Below are 24,930 nucleotides of genomic sequence, written 5' to 3' on the forward strand. Positions count from 1 at the left end.
TTGCCGTGCGAAGTGTTCGTGGTGATCTTGCCCCAACCTGGGGTTAAAGGTAAAGGTGATCAGTCGCACTATACTGATAGGCGTGACTGATCAGACTTATCAGCCCACCCTGTCACAGCTGCGTGCGTTCGTGGCGATCGCGGAGTACCGCCACTTCGGCACCGCGGCCGCGCGGCTGAATGTGAGCCAGCCAACGCTATCGCAGGCCCTGGCATCACTGGAAAACGGACTGGGACTGCAACTGATCGAGCGCAGCACCCGCCGCGTGCTGGTGACCGCGGCGGGCAAAAGGCTGCTGCCGCAAGCGATGGCGACCCTCGAGGCCGCGGACCGTTTCGTCGCCTCGGCGGCCGGGGACGGCCTCGGCGGCAGCCTGCGCCTGGGCATCATCCCGACCGTCGCGCCGTACGTGCTGCCCGGCCTGCTGCCCGAATTGCGTTCGCGGCTACCGGCATTGGTGCCGCACGTGATCGAGGACCAGACCGCGCGGCTGCTCGACGGCCTGCGCACCGGCGTGCTCGACGTGGCGCTGCTGGCCCTGCCCGCCGAGGCCTCCGGCCTGGTCGAGATTCCGCTCTACACCGAGGAATTCGTGCTGGTCACCCCGCGCGGGCACGAACTGGCGGGCCGCACCGACGTCGCGCCCGAGGCATTGGATCTGCTGCCGTTGCTGCTGCTCGACGAGGGCCACTGCCTGCGCGATCAGACCCTCGAACTGTGCCGCGCCCGCGATGTGCGCCCGGGTCCCGTGGGGGACACCCGCGCCGCGTCGCTGGCGACCGTGGTGCAGTGCGTCTCGGGCGGGCTGGGCGTCTCGCTGATTCCGGAGATGGCCGTGGCCGCCGAAACCGCCCGGGGCACATTGGATATCGCGCGGTTCGCCGCGCCCGCGCCCGGCCGCACCCTGGGCCTGGTGTTCCGCGGCTCGACCGCCCGCGTCGAGGACTACGAACGGCTCGCCGAGATCATTCGCGAACAGCGCCCGCACCAGCGCGATTGACCCTGCGGGGAGGGTCTGACACGCTCGGGCCGTGCGGATTCATCATCTCAATTGCGGCAGCATGTCCATGGGCGCGATCGCGCACTGCCTGCTGGTCGAGACCCGGGCCGGGCTGGTGCTGGTGGACACCGGTTTCGGGCTCGATTGCGTGCGCAATCCCGGGAAGTTGCTGGGTCCGAGCCGATTCGTGGTGGGCGCCAAACCCGCCGAGCACGAGACCGCGATCCGTCAGATCCAGGCGCTGGGCTACGACCCCGCCGACGTGCGGCACATCATCCTCACCCACCTGGATTTCGACCACGCCGGGGGACTGTCGGACTTCCCGCAGGCCGTGGTGCATGTGCACGGACCCGAATTCCGCGCGGCGACCGCGAGCCGCGCGACGTCCGAACGCATCCGCTACCGCGCGGCGGAGTGGTCGCACGGCCCGCGCTGGATGGTCAACGAATTCGAGGGCGGCGAACCGTGGTTCGGCTTCCGGGCCGTGCGCGACCTGCCCGGGCTGCCCCCGGAGATCCTCGTGGTCCCGCTGCCCGGCCACACCCGCGGCCACGTCGGGGTGGCGGTGGACCACGGCAACGGCTGGCTGCTGCACGCCGGGGACGCCTTCTACCTCGACAGCGAGATCGATCCGGTGAATCCGCGCACCCCGTGGCTGTGGCGGCTGCTGGAACTGAGCGCGATCTCGGCGGGGACGTACCGGGAGAACCAGCGTCGGCTCGTGGAGTTGAACCGCGAACACGGCGGCGAGATCACCATCTTCTGCTCGCACGACCCGCACGCCTTCGCCCAACTGACCGGGACCGCCGTGCGGCCCACGCCCTGACGGTCCAGCAATCGATCAGCACCGACATCCGAGCGGTCATTGCGTTTCGCTATGACCGTGAGTGAGGTCACGCGCCCGCGTTTTCCGCCTGGCCGCACGAATTCGGCACAGTGGTCTCATGCGACCGACCAGACCCCGCACACCCGAATCGGCAACTCCTCGGTTATCGGGATGGTTCGCATGAGCAGGCTCCGGGACGTCGGCGATCGGCTGTTCGTCTACGGCACGCTCCAATTCGCCCCCGTCCTGGACGAACTCATCGGCCGGATGCCCGAACACGACATCGCGGTGGCGCCCGGCTGGTGGGTGGTCGCGCTGCCCGGCCGGTTCTATCCGGGGCTGGTCGCCCGGCCCGAGCGCATGGCGGGCGGCCTCGTGCTGAGCGGGCTCACCGACCGCGAGTGGCGGGAGATCGACGCGTTCGAGGACGACGAGTACGACCTGCGGCCGATCGAGGTGATCGGCCACCCCGAACCCGTGCCGACCTACGTGTGGACCGCGGAGATCACCCGCAACGACTGGCTGCCCGAGGTCTTCGCCGCCGACCACCTCGACCGCTACGTCGAGCGCTGCGCGCGCTGGCGACGCGAGGCGGTGCTCGGCGAACGGGAGTCGTAGCCCGAACGCGTGGCGAGGGTCACACACTGCCCAGCCGCTGCCCAGTTCGCAGTCGGCGAATTAAGCACATTGCTCAACTTCTGATCCATCTGTTGTTCATTCCGCCCCGCAGGGACAGTATGGCGGCAACGAATGCACAACCACGGAGACGCCCCCGCGGCGTCGAACGGACGGGTGGAACAGATGACCGAGCTCGCCGATCGCGACCTGATCCCGGCACCGTACGACCTCGCCGACCGCTATCGCGTCGGCGGCGGCACCGTCGTCCTGACCGGTGTCCAGGCCATCGCCCGCCAGCTGGTGGAACAGCACGTGCGCGATCTGCGCGCGGGCCGCCGCGTGGGCACCTTCGTCTCCGGCTATCAGGGCTCACCCCTCGGCGGGGTGGACCGGATGCTCGGCGGGATGCCGGATGTGCTGGCGCAGCACGACATTCGCTTCGTGCCGGGCCTGAACGAGGAACTGGCCGCGACCGCGGTGTGGGGCAGTCAGGGCTCGCTGCCCGACGGCAACCGGCTCACCCACGACGGCGTGGTGGGCGTCTGGTACGGCAAGGGTCCGGGCCTGGACCGCGCCACCGACGCGCTGCGCCACGCCAACATGTACGGCGCGAATCCGGGCGGCGGCGTGCTGCTGCTGGTCGGCGACGATCCGGCCTCGAAGTCCTCGACGGTCCCGGCGGTGTCGGAACGCTCCCTGGCGGCGATGAACATCCCGGTCCTGTTCCCGCGCAACGCCCGCGAGATCATCACCATGGGCCTGCACGGCGTGGCGCTGTCCCGCGCGTCCGGCTGTCTGGTGGCGCTGAAGATCGTCGCCGATGTGGCCGACGGGGCGTGGTCGGTCGACGGCTCAGTGGGCGACCTCGAGATCGTCGTACCCGAAATCGAATGGGACGGTAAGCCTTTCGTGTACCGGCAGCGGCCCATGGCGGCTCCCGCCGACAGCCTGCTCGCCGAGGCGGACCTGTACGGGCCGCGCTGGAAGTTGGTCGAGGAGTACAGCACCCGCAACCACCTCGATGTCGTCGAGATCGATCCGCCGCACGCGCGCACCGGCCTGGCCGCGACCGGAACGACCTTCGACGCCCTGCGCCAGGCCCTGCTCGATCTCGGCGCGGACGACGCGGCGCTGTACCGGGCGGGTGTGCGGCTGCTGCGCATCGGCATGCCGTTCCCGTTGGCGCCCGAACGTATTCGTGGGTTCGCCGCCGGATTGGATCGACTCGTCGTGGTGGAGGACAAGACCGCCTTCGTAGAGACGCGGATCCGGGAGATCCTCTACGGCACCGCCGACGCCCCACTGATCCTCGGCAAGCGCGACGCCGAGGGGCGGCCGCTGTTCGACCACGGCGGCGAACTGACCGCCGCGCGGATCGCCGCCCCGCTGCGCCGCGCCCTCGACGGCCGCATCGACCTGAAACGTCCACTGCCGCAACCCTTGTCGCTGTCGGTGCTGCCGACCACGCGCGCCGCCTACTTCTGCAGCGGCTGCCCGCACAACCGTTCGACGGCCGTACCGGAGGGTTCGCTGGCGGGCGGCGGCATCGGCTGCCACACCATGGTGACGATGTCGCCCCGCACCGACAGCAAGGTGCTCGGCCTGACCCAGATGGGCGGCGAGGGCGCCCAGTGGATCGGCCTCGCCCCGTTCACCCAGGTGCCGCACCTGTTCCAGAACATCGGCGACGGAACCTATTTCCACTCCGGGCAACTCGCGATCCAGGCGTGCGTCGCCGCCGGGGTGAACATCACCTACAAACTGCTCTACAACGACGTGGTCGCCATGACCGGCGCGCAGGACGCCGAGGGCGCGCTCGCGGTGCCGCGGCTGACCCACAAACTGCGCGTGGAGGGCGTCCGCAAGATCATCGTCTGCGCCGACGACCCGACGAAGTACCGCAAGCGCGACCTCGCCCCGGAAACCCTGCTGTGGCACCGGGATCGGCTCGACGAGGCGCAACGCCTGCTGCGCGAGATCCCCGGCGTGACCGTGCTCATCTACGACCAGCACTGCGCCGCCGACGCCCGCCGTCGCCGCAAGCGCGGCACCCTGCCCGCCCGCACCACCCGCGTGCTGATCAACGAGGCGGTGTGCGAGGGCTGCGGCGACTGCGGGGTCAAGAGCAATTGCCTGTCGGTGCAGCCGGTCGACACCGACTTCGGCCGCAAGACCCGCATCGACCAGACCTCCTGCAACACCGACTACAGCTGCCTGGACGGCGACTGCCCGTCCTTCGTCACGGTCGACCTGCCCGACCCCGCGAAGGCCAAGGCGCGCAAGCGTTCCCGGCCGCGGCCGCCCGAGCTGCCCGAACTCGACGCCGCGCCGCCGACCGGCACCCAGAACGTCTTCCTCGCGGGCATCGGCGGCACCGGCATCGTCACCGTCAACCAGGTGCTCGCCACCGCCGCCATGCGCGCCGGATACGAGGTGGCGAGCCTCGACCAGATCGGCCTGAGCCAGAAGGCCGGACCCGTCGTCTCGCATCTGCGCTTCGCCCCCGGCGCGCTCGAACCGTCGAACCGGCTCACCCCCGCCGCGGCCGACTGCATCGTGGCCTTCGATCTGCTCGCCGCCACCGACGCCAAGAACCTCGCGTACGGATCGAGAGCGGCCACGCTGTCGGTCGCCTCCACCAGCCGCACCCCGACCGGCGCGATGGTCTACGACAAGACCGTGACCTACCCGGAGACGACCGCCCTGCTCGCGCGGCTGGAACGGGTCTCGCGCACGGTACGCGCCTTCGACGCGCTGGCCGCCGCCGAAACGCTGTTCGGCGACACCACCACCGCGAACTTCCTGCTGGTCGGCGCGGCCTGCCAACTCGGCGGCCTGCGCCTGCCCGCGGCGGCGATCGAGGAGGCCATCGAGATCAACGGGGTGGCCGTCGCCGCCAATATCGCGGCCTTCCGCTGGGGCCGCGCCGCCGTGGCCCGGCCCGCCGAATTCGCCGCGGCGACCGCCCGGCCCGCACCCGAACGCGCCGAGATCGCCGTTCCCGCCGACCTTTTCGAGGGCCTGACCGCCACCGGGGAGACGCGCCGCCTCGTCGAATCCCGCGCCGTCGAACTCGTCGGCTTCCAGAGCGCCCGTCTCGCACGCGACTACGTGGCTACCGTGCAGCGCGTCTGGTCGGCCGAGCGCGCGGTCACCGAGCGCACCGAGTTCAGCGAGCAGGTGGCGCGCGGGCTGTACAAGTTCACCGCCTACAAGGACGAGTACGAGGTCGCCAGGAGACTCGTCGATCCGGCCTTCCTGCGGGAGGTCGAGGAGCGGATCCCCGGCGGCGCGAACCTCACCTACCGCCTGCATCCACCCGTGCTGCGCGCACTGGGCCGGACGAAGAAGATCGGCTTCGGACCCCGCTCGCATCTCGCGCTGCGACTGCTCGCCAAGGGAAAGCGCCTGCGCGGCACCGCGTTCGACCCGTTCGGCGCGACGCGCGTGCGCCGGATCGAACGCGCCCTGCTGGCCCACTACACCGAGATGATCACCGCCCTGACCGCCACTCTGGCCACCGACTACGACCGCGCGGTGCGCGCGGCGGCGCTGGCCGACGTGGTGCGCGGCTACGAGGACGTCAAACTGGCCTCGATCGAGGACTATCGGAACCGCTTGCGCGCCTTGGACATCCAGCCGCCCGAGCTGCCGTGAGACGCGAGCGGGGCGGCCCCGTCATGGGACCGCCCCGCCGCCGAATCCGCGCAGTCAGCCGACGCCGACGCCCGCGCGCAGGGCGTGCGGCTCGATCGCGCCGCGGATCAGGGCCCGCGCGTCGATCGTCTCGGCCCGGTACGGCAGCGTCGCCAGCGTCTCGGTCATCTTCGCGACCGGATCCGCGAGCGCGGCCGAGGTGCCGAACAGGAACGTCCACTCGTGCTCGTCGCTGACATACGGCACGACCGTGTCGAACAGGCTGTGGAACCGGTCCCAGGACCGTTCCAGGGTCTCGTTGCGCCACATGGTCTGACAGCCCGCCTGCGCGGCGAGCACCCCGCCCTCGGCGAGCAGCGCCTTACATCGCTGCAGGAACTCGTCCTCGTAGAGGCGGTTGTGCTGGGCGTCCTCGACCCGCTCGTCCGGCAGGTCGATCACGATCATGTCGTAGCGGGTGCCCGCCGCCTCGGCGCGCGCCAGGAAATCCCAGCCGTCGGCGTAGTGCATCTTGATCGGCCCGGTCTGCGCGACCGCCTCGGCCAGGTCGGCCTCGGTGTAGCCGTAGGGCAGATGCTTCGCGCACAGCTCCACCTCGAGCTGATCGATGTCGACGTGGTCGACCAGCGACGCCCCGGCGGCCACCGACATCTGCGACGCCACGCCCTCACCGGACCCGATGATGAGCACCTTGTCCAGCTTGGCGGCCAGCGCGTACCCCGGCACCAGCATGGCCTCGTGATAGGTCAGCTGGGAGTACTCGGTGGACTGCCGGTCGTCGTCGGAGAACAGCGACACCCCCTGTGCGGTCTTCGCGATCACCATGTGCTGGAACGGGGTTCGCGTGTCCACGATGACGTCCTGTAGATCCCACACCCGCGTCAGGCCCTCGCCGACGGGCTCGTGGATCCGCCGCGCCGCGTGCCCGCGCTGGATGACCTCCATGTGCACACTGCCCGGCGACAGCTCGGCCTGGAGCAGTTCCACCGCCTTGGTGGCGCCCGCGCCGATACTGCCGCAGGTGAACACGTCGACGAAGATGTCGCCCGATTCCGGATAGGTGTGAATCGAGGCGTGCGACTCCGACAACAGCGCCAACACGGTGACACCCTGCGGATCGAACTTCTTGTGCGTCACGTCGCAGATGGTGACACCGGCTCCCAGCAACGATTTTCGAAGCGCTGTTTCGAGTCGTTCGAGATCGTCGCAGAGGGCTGCGTCGACGCCACCGAACTCGGCCAGCACATGCCAACCGGTGAATTCTGCCGTCATGGGCCAAACTCACTCTCGCTCAGCGCCAATGACACGGACGGTCAGAGGCGGGAAACCATTGAAGGACACCGACGAATAGCTCGCCGTATAAGCGCCGGTATCGAGGATCCGAACGGGATCACCGGCTCGCAGCGTGGTGGGGAGGAGAACCCGCGTGCGTTGGTAGAGTACATCGTCTCCGTCGCAGGTCGGACCGGCAATCACCGCCTCGTCGACAGGGTCACCGTCTCGTAGGGTTTCGATCCGGTAGGCGATGTACTCGTTCTCGGTCTCGGCCATGCCGTTGTAGCGGCCGATGTCGAGGTATATCCAGCGCCGCCCGTCCGGCGCGATGCGCACGTTCACGACCTCGGCGTGGATCACACCGGCGTTGCCCACCAGGGCACGGCCGGGTTCCACCACCAGATCGGTGTGCTCCGGGAGATGGCGCGCCGCGGCCGCGGCGATCACCGCGGTCAGCTCCGGCAGCGCGGGCGCGGGATCGGCGTACGAAATCGGAAGTCCGCCACCGATGTTCACGGCGGTGACCGGAATGTCCTTGACCGCCAGCGCTTCCGCGATCGCGCCCGCCTGTTCCAGACCGATCCGCCACGCGTCCGGATCCAATTGCTGTGAGCCCACATGGAAATACGGTCCGGCCACCGTCAGCCCGAGATCGCGCGCCCGCACCAGCAGCCGCACCGCCTCACCGGGCGCGCAGCCGAACTTCGTGCCGAACGGGGTCTGCGACTGCGGCGCGGACGCCAGGAATCGGCATTCCACCTCCGACCCGGGCGCGTATTCGGCGATGCGCTCGAGGTCGTCCTCGGTGTCGAAGGCGTAGCGGCGCACGCCCGCGGCGTGGGCGGCCGCGATGTGGCTCGCCTTCTTGATCGGATTGCCGTAGCAGAGTGCGGCCGGGTCGACGCCCAGGCTCAGGCACTGCTCGATCTCGCCGATACTGGCGACGTCGAATTCCGCGCCCTCGGAGCGGAGCAGCCGGATGATCTCCGGCATCGGAGAGGCCTTGACCGCGAACCTGATTCGCGCCGTGGGTAGGGCGGAGCGCAGTGCGCGGTAGTTGTCGCGCACCCGGGCGAGGTCGATGACGAGACAGGGCGACTCGGGCGCGTTTGGACTCAACAATCTAAGGGAACTCTCTTTCTTCTGGGCAGCCTCCCGCTGCGGGCAGCGAGCGAGACAGTATCAGCAGGGTGCCGGGAAAAACGAACCGGATTGACGTCGGCTTGCTCACGCCGCGGGTTTTCGGCGCAAGATCATCGCGCTGACGGGCAGGTGACGGGACGTGTTCATCCCGCCGTCACCGTGACCTCGTCGAACACCACGTCACCGGCCGCGTCGGACTCGGCGAGATCGACCACCGCGTCGATGGACCAGCCGTGGTCACCGGCCGGATCGTCGAGCACCTGGCGCACCCGCCAGAACCCCGGCCGGGTCTCGATCTGGAACAGCCGCGGCCCGCGCGCGTTCGGTCCCGTGCCCAGCGTGCCGTACTCGGCGAAGTAGGGTTCGAGCTCGGCCTCCCAGTCGGGACCGTCGTCGAGTTCGGCGAGCCGGTCCCAGCGGCCCAGCGCGGCCAGTTCGACCCGCCGGAACATGGCGTTGCGCACCAGCACCCGGAAGGCGCGTTCGTTGGCGGTGATCGGGCGGACCGTCTCCGCGCCGAAGGCGAGCTGGTCGTCGTCGGTCTCCGCGCCCGGATTGGTGAGCTGCTCCCATTCGTCGAGCAGGCTCGAATCCACTTGGCGCACAAGCTCGCCCAGCCACTCGGTGATGTCGTCGAGTTCCTCGGTGCGCGCCGACTCGGGCACGGTGCGCCGCAGCGCCCGGTAGGCGTCGGCCAGGTAGCGCAGCACCAGGCCCTCCGAGCGCGCCAGCTCGTATTCGCCGATCAGTTCGGCGAAAGTCATGGAGCGCTCGATCATCTCGCGCACCACCGATTTGGGGGCGGGGCTGAACTCCGACACCCACGGGTGGCCCGCGCGGTAGGTCTCGAAGGCGGGTTCGATCAGCTCGGCCAGTGGTTTGGGCCAGGTGACGTCCTCGAGCAGCTCCATGCGCTCGTCGTATTCGATGCCGTCGGCCTTCATCTCGGCGATCGCGGCGCCGCGCGCCTTGTGCTGCTGGGCGAGCAGCAGCTGACGCGGATCCTCCAGCGTGGATTCGATGACCGACACCACATCCAGTGTGTAGGTCGGGGCGTCGCTGTCAAGCAACTCCAGCGCGGCCAGCGCGAACGGCGACAGCGGTTGGTCGAGGGCGAAGTCGCGTTGCAGGTCGACGGTGAGCCGGGCGCGGCGGCCGAATTCGTCGGGCTCGTCGAGCTGTTGGACCACCCCGGCGTCGCGCAGCGCGCGGTAGAGCCGGATCGCCTCGAGGATGTGCTTGCGCTGCGCGGGCCGCGGTTCGTGATTGTCCTCGAGCAGATGCCGCATGGCGTCGAAACAGTTGCCGGGCCGCGCGATCACGTTGAGCAGCAACGAGTTCGTCACCCGGAACCGGGACACCATCGCCTCGGGCTGGGCGGCCACGAGCCGGTCGAAGGTGTCCTCGGACCAGGACACGAAACCCTCGGGCGGCTTGCGGCGCTGCACCTTTCGCTGCTTCTTCGGATCGTCGCCCGCCTTGGCCAGCAGCCGCGCGTTCTCGATCTCGTGTTCGGGCGCCTCGACCACGACCGTGCCCATGGTGTCGTACCCCGCCCGCCCGGCGCGCCCGGCGATCTGATGGAACTCGCGGGCCTTGAGGCGGCGGGTGCGCACGCCGTCGAATTTGGTGAGCCCGGTCAGCAGCACCGTGCGGATCGGCACGTTGATGCCGACGCCGAGCGTGTCGGTGCCGCAGACGACCTTGAGCAGACCCTCCTGGGCCAGCCGCTCCACCAGGCGGCGGTACTTGGGCAGCATGCCCGCGTGATGCACGCCGATGCCGTGCCGGATCAGCCGCGACAGCGTCTTGCCGAATCCGCTGGAGAACCGGAACGAACCGATGGCCTCGGCGATGGCGTCCTTCTCGGCCCTGGACGCGAAGTTCACGCTCGTCAGCGCCTGCGCGCGCTCGAGCGCGGCAGCCTGCGTGAAATGCACGACGTAGACCGGGGATTGGTTGGTGGTGACCAGCTCCTCGAGCGTCTCGGTGATCGGCGTGCGCACATACGAGAACAGCAGCGGCACCGGACGTTCGGTGCCGGTGACGATCGCGGTGGAGCGACCGGTGCGGCGCTCGAGGTCCTTCGCGAAGAAGTCCACCTCGCCCAAAGTGGCCGACATGAGCAGGAATTGGGCCCTCGGCAGTTCCAGCAGCGGCACCTGCCAGGCCCAGCCGCGATCGGGGTCCGAATAGAAATGGAACTCGTCCATGACGACCTGGCCCACGTCCGCGGCCGCGCCCTCGCGCAGCGCCAGATTCGCCAGGATCTCGGCGGTCGCGCAGATGATCGGGGCGGTGGGATTGACCGCGGCGTCGCCGGTGACCATGCCCACCCGGTCCGCGCCGAACACCTCGCACAGCGCGAAGAACTTCTCGCTCACCAGGGCCTTGATGGGCGCGGTGTAGTAGGTGCGCTGCCCGCGATTGAGCGCCGCGAAGTGCGCGCCGACCGCGACCATCGACTTCCCGGAACCGGTGGGGGTCGCCAGAATGACATTGGATCCGGTCATGAGTTCGAGCAGGGCCTCTTCCTGCGCCGGATACAGCGTCAGGCCCTGACTCAGGGTCCACTCGGCGAAACTCTCGTACAGCCAATCCGGATCGACGTCGGACACCGCGCGATCGGGGATCAGTTCGGACAGCTGCACGTCGCTCAACGTTACCGGCAGCCGTCGAGCGAATTGTCTAGGGGCGCTCGTCCTCGTCGTCGCCGAACCCGGTCTGTTCGGCCAGGAAGCGTTCGAACTCCGCGCCGAGTTCCTCGCCGGTGGGCAGTTCGCCGTCGCCCGCGAGCAGGCTGGACTGGCGTTCCTGGGCGCTGACGAAGCTGTCGTACTGACGTTCCAGCGCGTGCACGACGGTCTCGACCTCGGCGTTGCCCGCGATGTGCTCGTTGACCTGCTCACGGACCCGGGCGGCGGCCTCGCCGAGCGCGGCCAGCGGCAGGTGCAGGCCCGCGTTGTCGGCGACGTTCTCCAGCAGCGTCTGGGCCGCCTCGGGATAGGCGGTCTGGGCGAGGTAGTGCGGCACGTGCACCGAGAACCCGATGGACTCGTGCCCGTGCTGGGCCAGCCGGTACTCCAGCAGCGACGAGGCGCTGCCGGGGACCTGCAACTCGCCGGGCCAGCGCTGGTGGTCGCCGATCAGGTCGCGGTCGCTGGCGTGCGCGGTGACGCCGAGCGGGCGGGTGTGCGGGATCGCCATCGGGATCGCGCTCAGGCCGATGGTCCGGCGCACGCCCAGCTGTTCGGCCAGCAACCGCACCGCGGTCACGAACTTCTCCCAGCGCAGATCCGGTTCCAGCCCCGCAAGCAGCAGGAACGGGGTGCCCGTGGTGTCCTTGAGCGCCCACAGATTCAGCTCGGGGTCGGCGTAGTCGGCGAAGTGATCGGTCTTGAACGTCATCAGCGGCCGCCGCGAGCGGTAGTCGAGCAACTCGTCCACGTCGAACGAGGCGACCAGCTCCGATTCGAGGCTCTCGCGCAGATGGGTCGTCGCCAGTCGGACCGCGTGGCCGGCGTCGGTGAACCCCTCCAGCCCGTGCACCAGCACCGGACCCGCCCCGTCGGCGGACGACAGCTGGGGAGCGGGGAACTCCAGCTCGTACATTCGCGACTCGTAGTCCATCGCGTACTCCTTCCTGCGGTGGCCCGTCCCGACGCGCCGACCACCTCCATTGTCTCGCATTCGTTTCGGAGGCCGAGCCGGGGCGGTGGACCGCTCCCGGACAACAACACCTGTCCCATCGGCATTCCCGCACGCCCGTCGCGGCGTGCCTGCCCGGGGTGTCCTGCGGTTTCGGCCATAGTGGGTCCGTGATCGCGCTCGGCCGTGCCCTCGGATGCGCGGCGCTGGCCGGGGTGCTGGCGGCGTGCGGCGCGACCGTGTCCGGACATCCGCGCGCCGCGCGCGGCGGGCACATCGAGGGGTCGCTCACCCGGTTGCTGCCGGGGCGGGAGCAGTTTCCGGCGCGGTACGTTCCCGTGGTGCTGTCCGCCGAGCGGGCCGCCCGCGCGGCCGCGGATCTCAGCGGCGTCGCCGACGGCGCGCGGGTCGAACCCGCCGACTGCGCCGAACCCGTGCCGTCCTTCGCGCCGGATCGGGGCGCGATCGAGGTGGGCACCGACGACACGACCCGTTCCACGCTCACCGTCCAGCTCACCCGCTCCGACGACGCGCTGGCCGAGCTGCGAGCCCGGCTCGAACGCTGCGGCGCGGTCCGCGCCACCCGCGGTTCGCTCACGAATATGGTTGTGACACAGATCGTTTCGGCACCCTCCGCCGACGCCGACGACACTTTGGCGCTGGACCGCACGGTGGCCGGACAGGTGAGCGGACCCGGCCTGACCCGGACCATGCGGACGCTGCTGGGCCAGGTGGGCGATGTGCGCGTGGCGGTCACCTATCTCAGCTACGACGACGGCCCGCCCGACACGGCGAGCTTGGACCGGCTGTTCACCGCCGCCGTCGCCGACGTTCGGAACGGCTGAACCGGGGGTAGGTTCGGGAACATGGCGAAACTCGGGACAACGGATCTGGACGTCTTCCCCCTCTGCCTGGGCGGCAACGTCTTCGGCTGGACCGCCGACCGCGCGCAGTCGTTCGAGGTACTCGACGCCTACCTCGCGGGCGGCGGCAACTTCGTCGACACCGCCGACGTGTACTCCGCGTGGGTACCGGGCAACAGCGGCGGCGAATCGGAGACCATCATCGGCGAATGGCTGGCCGCGCGGGGGGTCCGCGACCGCGTGGTGATCGCCACCAAGGGCAGCCGCCTCCCACCCAACGAGGGCCTGTCCGCCAAGGCGATCCATGGCGCGGCCGAGGCGTCGCTGCGGCGGCTGGGCGTCGACCACATCGATCTCTACTACGCGCACTACGACGATCCGGCCACGCCGGTGGAGGAGACGGTCGCCGCCTACGACGAGCTGGTGCGGGCGGGCAAGGTGCGCTACGTCGCCGCCTCCAACCTGTCCCCGGACCGCATCCGCGCGTCGCTGGCCGTCGCCGACCGCGAGGGCCTGGCCCGCTACGTGGCCGTGCAACCGCACTACAACCTCGTCGAACGCGCGGACTTCGAACGCGACGTGCTCCCGCTGGCCGAGGCCGAGAATCTGGCCACCGTGCCGTATTACGCACTGGCCAAAGGCTTTCTGACCGGCAAGTACCGTCCGGGCGCGGAGGTCGACAGCCCCCGCGCGCGGGGTGCGGCGGCCTATCTGGACGAGCGCGGGCTGCGCGTACTGAACGCGCTGGACGCGGTCGCCGCCGCCCACGGCGTCGCGGTGGCGACCGTCGCGCTGGCCTGGCTCGCGGCGCAACCCACCGTCGCCGCGCCGATCGCGAGCGCGCGCACGGTCGAGCAGTTGACCGACCTGCTGGCGGTGGGCGAATTGCGGTTGAGCGACGCCGAATCGGCCTCGCTGACCGCCGCGTCGCAGTAGCGGCGGCGACACCCTAGCAGCCGGGTCCGACACATCTCGCGGTACGCGCCCGCGCGGACCCGCCTTGTCCACAACCGGAAAAGACATCCCCAGGCGACCCGAAAGCCCAGGTCGGCGGGCTCGGGCGAGAGTGCCGGGCGCGCAAGCTGGTTGGCATGACGACACCGACCGAACCGATGCCCGACGACAACCGCTCCGTCGAGGCGCCCCGCGCCCGCGTCTGCCGCTCCCCACGCTGCCGGGAGCGATCCGCCTTACCCCGCGGCGCGGGCCCCGACCACCCCGCCGACGAGCCGATGTGGCCGAATCCCGTCCTGCGCGTGGACGATCCGGCGGAGTTCGTCGCCGCCGTCCCGGCGCTGCTCGGTTTCGTGCCGCAGCGCTCACTGGTGGTGTGCATGCTGGGGGAGGCTCCCGGCGAGTCGGGGTCGGTGCGGCTGGGTACGGTGGCCCGCCACGACCTGGACGTCTCCGGGTGCGGCGCGTGGGCGCGGCTGGCCGGGCAGCTGGCCGCGATCTGCGTGCAGGAACAGACCCTCGCGGTACTCGTGCTGATCGTGGACGATCGGGCGGGTCCGCCCCGATCCGGACGGGCCGGGCGGCGGTCCGCCCGTCACCGGGAGCTGCTGCGGGTGCTGGCGGGCGCGCTGGCGGCGGAGGACGTGCTGATCGCCGAGGCGTGCGCGGTCGCCGAGATCGCCCCCGACGCGCCGTGGTGGAGCCTGCTCGACCCGGAATCGGTTGGCACGCAGACGGATCCGGCCGCGTCACCGGTGGCGCTCGCGCACGTGCTCGACGGGCGGCCCATCCGCACCTCGCGCGCCGAACTGGCCGCGGTGGTCGCGCCCGATCCGGCGGCCGCGGCCGCGGCGGCCGCGCATCTCGACGCCGCCGCCGAGGACGCGCGCGTCCGCTACGAACGGGCGGTGTGCCGGGCCGAGCCCGGCAGCTACAGCCGCGCCGCCCTCGAGATGGTGCTGTGGCTGGTCGCCACGGTCGACTCCGGCGACCGGCTCGAGCCGCGCGAACTCGCGGATCTCGCGGTGGCCCTGCGGGATCCGACGGTGCGCGACGCCCAGTTCGCGCTCGCGGTCGGCCCGCACGCCGCGGCCGCCGAGGCCGCGTGGACCCAATTGTGCCGTGCCGTCACCGGATTCGACCGCGCGGAGGCCGCCACCCTGCTCGGCTTCACCGCCTACCTGCGCGGCGACGGCCCGCTCGCCGGGGTCGCCCTGGCCGCCGCGCTGGAGGCCGACGCCGAGCACGGCATCGCGACCCTGCTCGAGACGGCCCTGCGCACCGGCATGCCACCCCAGGAGGTGCGCAAACTGGCCCGCAGCGGCCGCGACAAGGCCGCGGCGCTCGGCGTCGATCTGGGCTTCGACCCGAACGAGCCGGGCCGATGAGCGCGCTCAGCGGGCGCTGTGCGCCCGATCGCCGAGCGACCGCAGGAAATCCCAAGCGTCCGAGACGATCTCGTCGAGATCGTTGTGACGTGGCCGCCAGCCCAGCTCGGCGACGGCCCGTTCGCTCGAGGCGACCAGCACCGCCGGATCGCCCGCGCGGCGCGGTGCGTCGACCGCCGCGATGGTGCGGCCGGTCACCCGCTCGCACGCAGAGATCACCTCGCGCACCGAGAAACCCGTGCCGCTGCCCAGATTGAAGATCCGGTGCTCGCCCGGCCGGGACTGCGCCAACGCCAGCAGATGCGCGTCGGCCAGATCCCGGATGTGGATGTAGTCGCGGACCGCGCTGCCGTCCGGGGTCGAGTAGTCGGTGCCGAACACCGAGATCGAATCCCGGTGTCCCAGCGCGGTTTGCAACACCAGCGGAATGAGATGCGTCTCCACGACCCGGTTCTCGCCGAGGCCGCCGTAGGCGCCCGCGACATTGAAGTAGCGCAGGCTGGTCGCCGCCAGCCCGTGCGCGATCGAATAGGAGGTGATGGCGTGATCTATGGCGAGTTTCGACGCACCGTAGGGATTGGTCGGGCGCGTCGGCGCGTCCTCGGTGATCGGCACCCGCTCGGGCTCGCCGTACACCGCCGCGGTCGAGGAGAACACCAGCCGCGGAGTTCCGGTGCGGCGGATGGCCTCCAGCAGCGCCAGGGTCTTTACCACATTGCCGTACCAGTACTTCTCCGGTTGCTGCACCGATTCCCCGACCAACGACTGCGCCGCGAAGTGCAGGACGCCGTCGAAGGATTCGGACTCGACGAGTTCCACCCCGACGGTCGCGATATCGCCCTCGACGAACTTCGCGCCGCTGGGCGTGCCGTCGGCGTTGCCGGTCGACAGATCGTCGACCACGACCACCTCGTGGCCCTCCTCGAGCAGCACCTGCGCGCAGACGCCGCCGACGTATCCGGAACCACCCGTCACCAGAAGTTTCACGGCTCAGACCAACTTCACGTGCACGGCGTGTGCCATCTCGTCGGACAGTTCGAAGCCCTCGTGGCCGGGCACGGAGATGACGACCACCCCCGGCCGGGTCTCCACGGTCACGCGGGCGTCGGGGACCACGCCCGCCTCGCGCAGCTGACCGATGATCTCCGGATCGCTCTGGATGTGCTCCGACAGCCGCCGCACCACGACCGCCGACACCTGTCCGGCGGGCAGATCCGACAGCCGGGCCAGGCGCTCGTCGGCGCTGCCGGGCGCGATCACGCCCAGTTCGTCCAGTCCGGGAATGGGATTGCCGTAGGGGGAGGTGGTGGGGTTGTTGAGCACCTCGACGAGGCGGCGCTCGACGTCCTCGCTCATCACGTGTTCCCAGCGGCACGCCTCGGCGTGCACGTTCTGCCAGTCCAGGCCGATCACGTCGACGAGCAACCGCTCGGCGAGCCGATGCTTGCGCATCACGGCGACGGCCATGGCACGGCCCTTCTCGGTCAACTCGAGATGCCGGTCACCCGCGACGGTCAGCAGACCGTCGCGCTCCATCCGGGCGACCGTCTGGCTCACGGTCGGGCCGCTCTGCTCGAGGCGTTCGGCGATCCGCGCGCGCAGCGGAACGACGCCCTCCTCCTCGAGGTCGTAGATGGTCCGGAGATACATCTCCGTGGTGTCGACCAGATCCTTCACCTGTTACCCCTTCGTCGGCACGAATTCTACCCATGCGCGGCCGTAACTCCGGCGTCGGCATATGTGGCTCGTCCTGCGGAAACCTCGAGGACTCGACGCGCGTGCCCTGGAGGCGCGCCCCGGGTCGGCGCGCCGCATCAGCTGCATTTGTACTGCATCTCAACGACAAAAACCGCTCCGTGCTTCCCCGTGTTCGCGTGCACTAGCGTGAGATCCATGGCTAGCGACGCCGCGGTGGTGTGGACGGACCGGTTCCTCGAGTACGCCTGGACGCCACAGCATCCGATGAAACCGGCGCGGCTGCGGTTCACCATCGAACTGGCCCGCGCCCTCGGATTGCTCGACGGGATCGAGACGGTGCGCCCCGATCCCGCGGGTGAGGCGGATCTGCTGCGCGTGCACACCCCGGCCTACCTGGACGCGGTCCGGCACGCGACCTCGCTGCCGCCCGGCGCGGCGGCCGCGCACGGGCTGGGCACCGACGACAATCCGGTGTTCCCGCACATGCACGAGGCGGCGTCGGTGATCGTCGGCGGCACGCTGGCCGCGGCGCGGGAACTCGCGGCGGGCCGGGCGCGCCGGGCGGTCAGCATCGGCGGTGGCATGCATCACGCCATGGCCGACGCGGCCTCGGGCTTCTGCGTCTACAACGATGTGGCCGTGGCCATCTCGTGGCTGCTCGACCACGGCTTCGACCGCATCGCCTACGTCGACGTCGACGTGCACCACGGCGACGGCGTGCAGCGGGCGTTCTACGGCGACCCCCGGGTGCTCACGGTGTCGGTGCATCAGCATCCGGCGACGCTGTGGCCCAACACCGGCTGGCCCGAGGAGACCGGCGCGGGTCCGGGCGAAGGCACCGCGATCAATCTGCCGGTCCTGCCCGGCACGCGAGATCCACAGTGGCTCAGGGGTTTTCACGCCGTGGTGCCCGGCGCGCTGGCGGCCTTCCGGCCGCAGCTGTTGATCAGTCAGTGCGGGGCCGACACGCATCGCGAGGACCCGCTGGCCGATCTGGAACTGAGCGTGGACGGGCAGCGGGCGTCCTACATCGCGATGCGCGAACTCGCCGACCGCTACGCGGAGGGCCGCTGGCTCGCGGTGGGCGGCGGCGGGTACGGACTGATCCGGGTGGTGCCCCGCGCGTGGACGCATCTGCTGGCGACGGCCCTGGACCGCGACATCGACCCGGCGACACCGATTCCCGGGGAGTGGGCCGACCTGGTCCGCGCGTATCAGCCCCTGGTCGAACCGCCAGCCACCATGAGCGACGGCGCCGACACCGCCTTCGCGCGCTGGGACGGTCCCGGCGGCACCGCCGAGACCGGCGACGCGCGCCTCGATCGCGCCCAGCGCGCCGTCGACATGTCCGTATTGGCCACGCGCCGAGCGTCTTTCGGGCTGCTCGGCCTGGATCCGGAGGACCCTCGTGACTGAACTGTCCGATGCCGCCACCCCGGCGGATCCGCCTCCGCCGCCGCAACATTGGTTCGCCGACGTGCTCGCCTCCGACGGCGGCGTGGTGCGGCTGCGACCGATCACCCCCGCCGACGCCGAGGATCTGCAACGCTTCCACGCGGGCCTGTCCGACCGCACCCGCTATCTGCGCTATTTCGGGCCGTATCCGAAGATGACGCCCAAGGATCTGTTCCGCACCACCCACGTCGACTATCACGACCGCGTGGGCCTGGTGGTGGAACTGGGCGGGGCGATCATCGCGGTCGGCCGCTACGAGTTGCTCCCCGACCGCGCGGGCGCCCGCGCCGCCGAGGTCGCGTTCGTGGTGGCCGACGGGCATCAGGGCCGCGGCCTCGGCTCGATCCTGCTGGAACATCTGGCGGGCGCCGCGGCCGAGAACGGAATCGACACCTTCGTCGCGGAGGTCCTCGCGGAGAACAAAACGATGGTGACGGTGTTCCGCGACGCCGGATATCAGGTGCGGCGCAGCCGCGACGGTTCGGTGCTGCATCTCGAGTTCGCCATCGACCCCACCGAAGCCCTGCTGACCGTTCGGGATTCGCGGGAGCGGGCGTCGGAGGCGCGCAGCGTGGGCAATCTGCTCGGTCCACGTTCGGTGGCGGTGATCGGCGCGACCCCGTCCGCCGGCCGGGTCGGCGGCGCGGTGCTGGCGAATCTGCTGGGCGCGGTGTTCCAGGGCCCGATCTATCCGGTGAACCCGAATCGCTCGGCGGTGCGCGGCGTGCCCTCCTACCCGACCGTCCGCGATATCCCCGGTGAGGTGGACCTGGCGGTGGTGGCGGTGCCGTCCACCGAGATCAAATCGGTGCTCGACGACTGTATGGCCAAGGGCGTCAAGGGTTTGCTGGTGTTGACCGCCGGATTCTCCGAGACCGGCCCGGCCGGGTACGCGGCCGAACGCGATCTCGTCGACGCCGCGCGCGGGCACGGGATGCGGGTGGTCGGGCCGAGCGCGCTCGGTATCGCCAATACCGATCCCGCCGTATCGCTCAACGCGACCCTCGCCTCGGTGCTGCCCGGCCGCGGCCGGGTCGGATTCTTCTGTCAGTCCGGGCCTTTGGGGGCGGCGATCCTCGGCGAGGCGGCCGCGCGCCGGTTGGGTCTGTCGACCTTCGTCTCGGCCGGTAACCGCGCCGACGTGTCCGGCAACGATCTGCTCCAGTACTGGGACACCGACCCGGACACCGATGTGGTGCTGCTGTATCTGGAGACGTTTGGCAACCCGCGCAAGTTCTCCCGGATCGCGCGGCGGGTGGCACGCACCAAACCGGTCGTCGTGGTGAGCAACGGCCGCAACGCGACGCCGCTCAGCCCGCTGGAGCGCTCCCTCGGGCGAGACCTGTTCGCGCAGGCGGGCATCGTGCAGGTGGACACGATCGCGGAGATGTTCGACTGCGCGATGCTGCTGGCGTATCAACCACTTCCGGCCGGGCCGCGGCTCGCGGTGATCGGCAACAGCGCGGCCCTGGAATGGCTGGCCGTGGACGCGGCCCGCGGCGAGGGGCTCACCGTCGGCGAACCGACCGATCTGGGTCCGCAGGCCGACCCGGCCGACTATCTGACCGCCGTGGCCGCGGCCGCGCGCGATCCGGAGATCGACGCGCTGATCGTGATCTTCGCGCCGCCGGTTCCGGTATCGATCGCGGCCTTCGCCGAGGCGATCCGCTCCGGCGCCGAGGGCGGCTCGAAACCGGTGCTGACCACCTTCGTCGCCGAGCACGGCATCCCGAATCTGCTCGCGGTGCGCGGCGGCGGCGGAATCGTCGAGCGCGGTTCGATCCCGTCGTTTCCCGAACCCGAGCGCGCGGCGCGCGCCCTGGGCCGGGTGCGCCGTTACGCGGATTGGCGGACCCGGCCGATCTCCACCGTCGTCCGCCCCGCCGATCTCGACATCGAGCGGGCGCGAGAACTGGTGGGGGAGTGGATGTCTCGTGCACCCGAGGGGGACTGGCTCGACGACCTCGACGCGGTGCGGCTGCTCGCCTGTTATGGCGTGCACGTGGTCGAGTTCCGCGAGGTGCGCGACGCGGACGCGGCGGAGGCCGCCGCCGAGGAACTCGGCTACCCGGTGGCGGCCAAGGCAACCGGCGAACTGTGGCGGATCCGCCCCGACCTGTCCGGTGTCCGTCTCGACCTGTGGCGTCCCTCGGCCGTGCGCCGCGCCTACGACGATCTGGCCGAACTGTCCGGCAACGAGGTCGTGCACATCCAGCGGATGGCCACCAAGGGCCTGGGCTGTGTCCTGCGGGTCCAGGACGACCCGTCCTTCGGCTCGGTCATCGCCTTCGGACTGTCCGGCACGATCATCGACCTCCTCGGCGACCGCGTCTACCGAGCCCTGCCGTTGACAGAGGCCGAGGCGGCGGCACTGATCGAGGCCCCGCGCGCGGCCCCTCTTCTCGACGGCCGAACCGGTGTGCCCGGACGGACGGTGGGCGAACCGGTCGACAAACACGCGCTGGCCCAACTGGCGCAACGGATTTCGGCCCTCTGCGACGACCTCCCCGAGGTCCGGGAACTGGCCCTCGAACCGATCCTCGCCTCCCCACAGGGCGCCGCCATCCTCTACGCCCGCGTGCGAATAGGCCCCGAGCCCAGCCGCTTCGACGTCGGCCCCCGCCGCCTGGCCTGACCTCGCCTCCTGACGCGCCCTCGCGGTCGTCGCCGGGTAAACGGCGCGTGCTCACACCGGACTCGTGGTCGTCGTCCCCGCTGGCCTCGGTCGCTGCCGCAAGGGTGCTCGATGAATTGACGTGTGCTCGCGGTCGTTGCCTTTGCCGGCCGCGATCGGACGTTGCGAGGTGGGCGGACGGGCGGACCGATTCGGGTCAGCGTGACCCGATCCGCTCGACGGCGGCCAGTGCCTCCGGTAGGGCGGTGAAACCCTCGTCCGCGAGGAAGTGTCCGCCGCTGGGGATCACGATGGTGTCGGCGTCGAGGGCGGCGGCGACGGCTCGGGACGCGGCGGGTGGGACGATCGCGTCGTTGTCGGAGTGGATCATGACGCGGGTGGTGATCCTCGGGGCGAGCGGGGCGATCTCGGGGCGGTCGGCGAGGTAGTCGTCCAACTCGGGCAGGGCGGGCAGGGGGTCCAGGAAACCGGAGACGGCGAGGAGGCCGCCCAGTTCCCAGGGGTCGGGGAGGGCGGCGAGGACGCGCAGCGCGGTGATGGTGCCGAGGCTGTGGGTCACCAGGACGGTGTCGGCGTCGACGGCACCGACGGCGGTGGCGAGGCTGTGTTCCCATTCCGACCGGATCGGCGCGGTGGGCGTGGGGAGTTCCACGATGGATGTGCGGTGGCCCGCCGCCGTGAGCCGGTCGGCGAGCCAGGGGAACCAATGCGACGACGGGGAGGCCGAATAGCCGTGAACGATGAAGATACGCACGTCCCGACCGAACCGGCCGACCCGCGATGGCTATTCCGGGGCGATCGTGGCGCTTGCCACACGCAGGTGGCTTCGCACCCACTCGATCCGGCGTCGATGGTCGATACTGGCCCTATGCGCGAAGATCAGATCGAGGCCGCCACCGCGCCGCTGCGCGACGACATCCGTTTCCTCGGCGCGATCCTGGGCGAGACGATCCGCGATCACGAGGGACCGGAGGTGTTCGACCTCATCGAGCGGGTCCGGGTCGAGGCGTTCCGCGTGCGGCGCTCGGAGGTGGAACGCAGCGCGGTCGCGGAGATGTTGCGCGACACCGAGATCGAGGTGGCCATCCCGCTGATCCGGGCGTTCAGCCACTTCCTGCTGCTGGCCAACCTCGCCGAGGACCTACAGCGCGACCGTCGCCGCGTCGTGCACCAGGCGGCGGGCGAACCGCCGCAGGACTCCAGCCTCGCCGCGACCTACCGCAAACTCGACGCCGCCCCGCCCGACGGCGCCGTGGTCGCGGATCTGCTCGCCGACGCGCTGGTGTCCCCGGTCATCACCGCCCACCCCACCGAGACCCGCCGACGCACCGTCTTCGACGTCCAGGCCCGCATCACCGAACTCATGCGGGCGCGGCAGCGCTACGGGGAGCACGAACCGGAATACGCCGCGCTCGACACCCGCATCCGCCGCCAGGTGCTCACCCTGTGGCGCACGGCCCTGATCCGCTTGGCGCGCTTGCGGATTCAGGACGAGATCGAGGTCGGGTTGCGCTACTACGACCTGACCCTGCTGGAGGTGATCCCGCGGATCAACGCCGACGTGCGCGACGCGCTGCGCGCCCGCTGGCCCGACCGCGAACTGCTGCCCCGGCCGATCCTGCGCACCGGCTCGTGGATCGGCGGCGACCGCGACGGCAACCCCAACGTCACCGGCGAGGTGGTGCATCGCGCCACCCACCGCGCGGGCGCGGTCGCGTTCGGTCACTACCTGAAAGAGCTTGTGGCCCTGGAAAAGTCGCTGTCCCAGTCGGCCCGCCTGGTCCCGATCACCCCGGAACTGGCCCGCCTCGCCGACGCCGGGCACGACGAATCGCCGCAACGCGCCGACGAACCGTACCGCCGCGCCATCCGCGGCATCCGCGCGCGACTCACCGCCACGGTGAAACAGGCCCTCGGCGAGATACCCGGCGACAGCGAGGGCGTCGACGTGGGCGCCGAGCCGTACGCGGGCCCGGGGGAGTTGCTCGACGACCTTGGCGTCGTGGACGCCTCGATGCGCTCCTCCGGCGACGGCCTGCTCGCCGACGACCGCTTGGCCGCCCTGCGCGGCGCGGTCGAGACCTTCGGATTCCACCTGCAGGGCCTCGACATGCGGCAGAACTCCGAAACCCACGAACAGGTCGTCGCGGAGCTGTTCGCCTGGGCCGGAGTGCATTCCGACTACGCGAGCCTGCCCGAGCCCGAGCGGGTGCGGCTGCTGGCCGCCGAATTGACCACGCGCCGACCGCTGCTCGGGCCGACGGCCGAGCTGAGCGAGCTGGCCGTCAAGGAACTCGGCGTGGTGCGCGCCGCCAAGGCCGCGCTCGACGACCTGGGCCCCGGCACCGTGCCCAACTACATCATCAGCATGTGCACCTCGGTCAGCGATCTGCTCGAGGCCGCGCTGCTGCTGAAGGAGGCGGGCATCCTCGACCCGGGCGACGAGCGGACCCCGCCGCGCAGCCCGGTCGGCGTGGTGCCGCTGTTCGAGACCATCGACGACCTCCGTCAGGGCGCCGAAACCCTGGTCGCCGCACTGGAAGTCCCGGCCTATCACCGCCTGGTCGCCGCGCGCGGGATGCGGCAGGAGGTCATGCTCGGCTATTCCGACTCAAACAAGGACGGCGGCTACCTCGCGGCCAACTGGGCGCTGTATCGCGCCGAACTCGATCTGGTCGAGGCGGCCCGCAAGACCGGAATTCGCCTGCGGCTGTTCCACGGTCGAGGCGGCACCGTGGGTCGCGGCGGCGGCCGCAGCTACGACGCCATCCTGGCCCAGCCCGCGGGCGCTGTCCGCGGCTCCTTGCGCCTGACCGAGCAGGGTGAGGTGATCTCCACCAAATACGCCGACTCCGGCACCGCCTACCGCAACCTGGAATCGCTGGTCGCCGGAACCCTGGAGTCAACGCTGCTCGACGTCGAGGGCCTGGGCGTCGACGCCGAACCCGCCTACACCCTGTTCGACGAACTCGCCGAATCGGCCCGGCGCGCCTACGCCCGCCTGGTGCACGAAACCCCCGGCTTCGTGGACTATTTCCGCGCCTCCACCCCCATCGCCGAGGTCGCCGACCTGAACCTGGGCAGCCGCCCCGCCTCCCGCAAACCCACCAACTCGGTGCGCGACCTGCGCGCGATCCCCTGGGTGATGGCCTGGAGCCAGTCCCGTGTCATGCTCCCCGGCTGGTACGGCACCGGCACCGCCCTCGAACAGTGGATCGGTGACGACCCCCGGCGCCTGGAGACCCTGTCCGGCCTGTACCGCCGCTGGCCGTTCTTCCGGACCGTCATGTCCAACCTGGCCCAGGTGATGGCCAAGGCCGATATGGACATCGCCGCCCGCTATGCCGAACTCGTCGAGGACGAATCCTTGCGCCACACCATCTTCGGCATGATCCGCGACGAGTTCGACCGCACGGTCCGCGTGCACGCCGCGATCACCGGCAGCGAACAGCTGCTCGCCGACAACCCCGCCCTCGCCGAATCCATCCGCAACCGCTTCCCCTACCTGGAACCGCTCAACCAGATGCAGGTGGAACTGCTGCGCCGCCGCCGCGCGGGCGACACGAGCGAACTCGTGGAACGCGGCATCCTGCTCACCATGAACGGCCTCGCCACCGCCCTCCGCAACTCGGGCTGACCAATCGCCTTGCGGCACAAGGGCTCCCGATCCTCCGCCGCCGCGACCTCCGTCTCGCGGGAGGATGGGCCGAAACGACCTGTGGCCCCGAAGAGTCACCTCTTCGAGGCCACCGGCGACCCGGGAGGGTCGG

General features: G+C 70.5%; 17 protein-coding genes. 10 read left to right on the plus strand and 7 right to left on the minus strand.

What is annotated here, in order from left to right; all coding sequences use genetic code 11:
* Positions 1-82: 82 nt before the first annotated feature.
* The 4 genes from ACFYTQ_RS02615 (at position 83) to ACFYTQ_RS02630 (ending at position 6,101) form a co-directional block, all read left to right on the plus strand.
* A complete protein-coding gene (locus tag ACFYTQ_RS02615; RefSeq protein ID WP_387356482.1) occupies positions 83-1,000 on the plus strand; it encodes a hydrogen peroxide-inducible genes activator in 918 nt (305 codons plus the stop codon).
* 31 nt (positions 1,001-1,031) lie between these two features.
* Positions 1,032-1,826 carry an MBL fold metallo-hydrolase gene (locus ACFYTQ_RS02620; protein WP_387356483.1) on the plus strand — a complete coding sequence of 265 codons (795 nt, stop codon included), beginning with the start codon at positions 1,032-1,034 and terminating at the stop codon, positions 1,824-1,826.
* A gap of 180 nt (positions 1,827-2,006) precedes the next feature.
* Positions 2,007-2,444, plus strand: a complete 438-nt coding sequence (locus ACFYTQ_RS02625; RefSeq protein ID WP_387356484.1) for a gamma-glutamylcyclotransferase family protein — start codon at positions 2,007-2,009, stop codon at positions 2,442-2,444.
* 183 nt (positions 2,445-2,627) lie between these two features.
* A complete protein-coding gene (locus tag ACFYTQ_RS02630; RefSeq protein ID WP_387356486.1) occupies positions 2,628-6,101 on the plus strand; it encodes an indolepyruvate ferredoxin oxidoreductase family protein in 3,474 nt (1,157 codons plus the stop codon).
* Between the two features lie 54 nt (positions 6,102-6,155).
* Here the strand turns inward: ACFYTQ_RS02630 and speD are convergent, their stop codons facing one another.
* From speD to ACFYTQ_RS02650, 4 genes are all read right to left on the minus strand, one after another.
* Positions 6,156-7,373 (minus strand): adenosylmethionine decarboxylase, encoded by a 1,218-nt coding sequence (gene speD, locus ACFYTQ_RS02635; protein WP_387356488.1) that lies wholly within the window; start codon positions 7,371-7,373, stop codon positions 6,156-6,158.
* 9 nt (positions 7,374-7,382) lie between these two features.
* Entirely contained in the window at positions 7,383-8,495 is a 1,113-nt protein-coding gene (locus ACFYTQ_RS02640; RefSeq protein ID WP_387356490.1) for a type III PLP-dependent enzyme, read from the minus strand.
* Between the two features lie 167 nt (positions 8,496-8,662).
* Positions 8,663-11,170 (minus strand): DEAD/DEAH box helicase, encoded by a 2,508-nt coding sequence (locus ACFYTQ_RS02645; RefSeq protein WP_387356492.1) that lies wholly within the window; start codon positions 11,168-11,170, stop codon positions 8,663-8,665.
* A 37-nt stretch (positions 11,171-11,207) separates the two neighbouring features.
* Entirely contained in the window at positions 11,208-12,149 is a 942-nt protein-coding gene (locus ACFYTQ_RS02650) for a proteasome assembly chaperone family protein (RefSeq protein WP_387356493.1), read from the minus strand.
* Positions 12,150-12,337: 188 nt separating this feature from the next.
* Between ACFYTQ_RS02650 and ACFYTQ_RS02655 the strand changes: the two genes are divergently transcribed.
* The 3 genes from ACFYTQ_RS02655 (at position 12,338) to ACFYTQ_RS02665 (ending at position 15,372) form a co-directional block, all read left to right on the plus strand.
* Complete coding sequence (locus ACFYTQ_RS02655; RefSeq protein ID WP_387356495.1) at positions 12,338-13,012, plus strand: DUF5642 family protein; 675 nt, start codon at positions 12,338-12,340, stop codon at positions 13,010-13,012.
* A gap of 21 nt (positions 13,013-13,033) precedes the next feature.
* Entirely contained in the window at positions 13,034-13,966 is a 933-nt protein-coding gene (locus ACFYTQ_RS02660; protein WP_387356496.1) for an aldo/keto reductase, read from the plus strand.
* A gap of 155 nt (positions 13,967-14,121) precedes the next feature.
* On the plus strand, positions 14,122-15,372 hold the full coding sequence (locus tag ACFYTQ_RS02665; RefSeq protein ID WP_387356498.1) for a DUF4192 domain-containing protein: 1,251 nt from the start codon (positions 14,122-14,124) through the stop codon (positions 15,370-15,372).
* 6 nt (positions 15,373-15,378) lie between these two features.
* Here ACFYTQ_RS02665 and galE read toward each other — a convergent pair whose 3' ends face one another.
* Positions 15,379-16,359, minus strand: coding sequence for a UDP-glucose 4-epimerase GalE (galE, locus tag ACFYTQ_RS02670; protein WP_387356500.1), 981 nt, complete (start codon positions 16,357-16,359; stop codon positions 15,379-15,381).
* Positions 16,360-16,362: 3 nt separating this feature from the next.
* On the minus strand, positions 16,363-17,049 hold the full coding sequence (locus tag ACFYTQ_RS02675) for an iron dependent repressor, metal binding and dimerization domain protein (RefSeq protein WP_387356502.1): 687 nt from the start codon (positions 17,047-17,049) through the stop codon (positions 16,363-16,365).
* Between the two features lie 216 nt (positions 17,050-17,265).
* On the opposite strand from ACFYTQ_RS02675, the gene ACFYTQ_RS02680 reads away from it, so the two are divergent.
* Together ACFYTQ_RS02680 and ACFYTQ_RS02685 are read left to right on the plus strand one after the other, a co-directional pair.
* Entirely contained in the window at positions 17,266-18,486 is a 1,221-nt protein-coding gene (locus ACFYTQ_RS02680) for an acetoin utilization protein AcuC (RefSeq protein WP_387356504.1), read from the plus strand.
* On the plus strand, positions 18,479-21,160 hold the full coding sequence (locus ACFYTQ_RS02685) for a GNAT family N-acetyltransferase (RefSeq protein WP_387356506.1): 2,682 nt from the start codon (positions 18,479-18,481) through the stop codon (positions 21,158-21,160). Before ACFYTQ_RS02680 ends, ACFYTQ_RS02685 begins: the two co-directional genes overlap by 8 nt.
* Before the next feature lie 196 nt (positions 21,161-21,356).
* Here ACFYTQ_RS02685 and ACFYTQ_RS02690 read toward each other — a convergent pair whose 3' ends face one another.
* Positions 21,357-21,914 (minus strand): RBBP9/YdeN family alpha/beta hydrolase, encoded by a 558-nt coding sequence (locus tag ACFYTQ_RS02690; RefSeq protein ID WP_387356508.1) that lies wholly within the window; start codon positions 21,912-21,914, stop codon positions 21,357-21,359.
* A 114-nt stretch (positions 21,915-22,028) separates the two neighbouring features.
* Between ACFYTQ_RS02690 and ppc the strand changes: the two genes are divergently transcribed.
* Positions 22,029-24,797 carry a phosphoenolpyruvate carboxylase gene (gene ppc / locus ACFYTQ_RS02695; RefSeq protein ID WP_387356510.1) on the plus strand — a complete coding sequence of 923 codons (2,769 nt, stop codon included), beginning with the start codon at positions 22,029-22,031 and terminating at the stop codon, positions 24,795-24,797.
* The last annotated feature ends 133 nt before the right edge of the window (positions 24,798-24,930 follow it).

The sequence above is a fragment of the Nocardia sp. NPDC004068 genome, from assembly GCF_042874315.1.
GTDB lineage: Bacteria > Actinomycetota > Actinomycetes > Mycobacteriales > Mycobacteriaceae > Nocardia.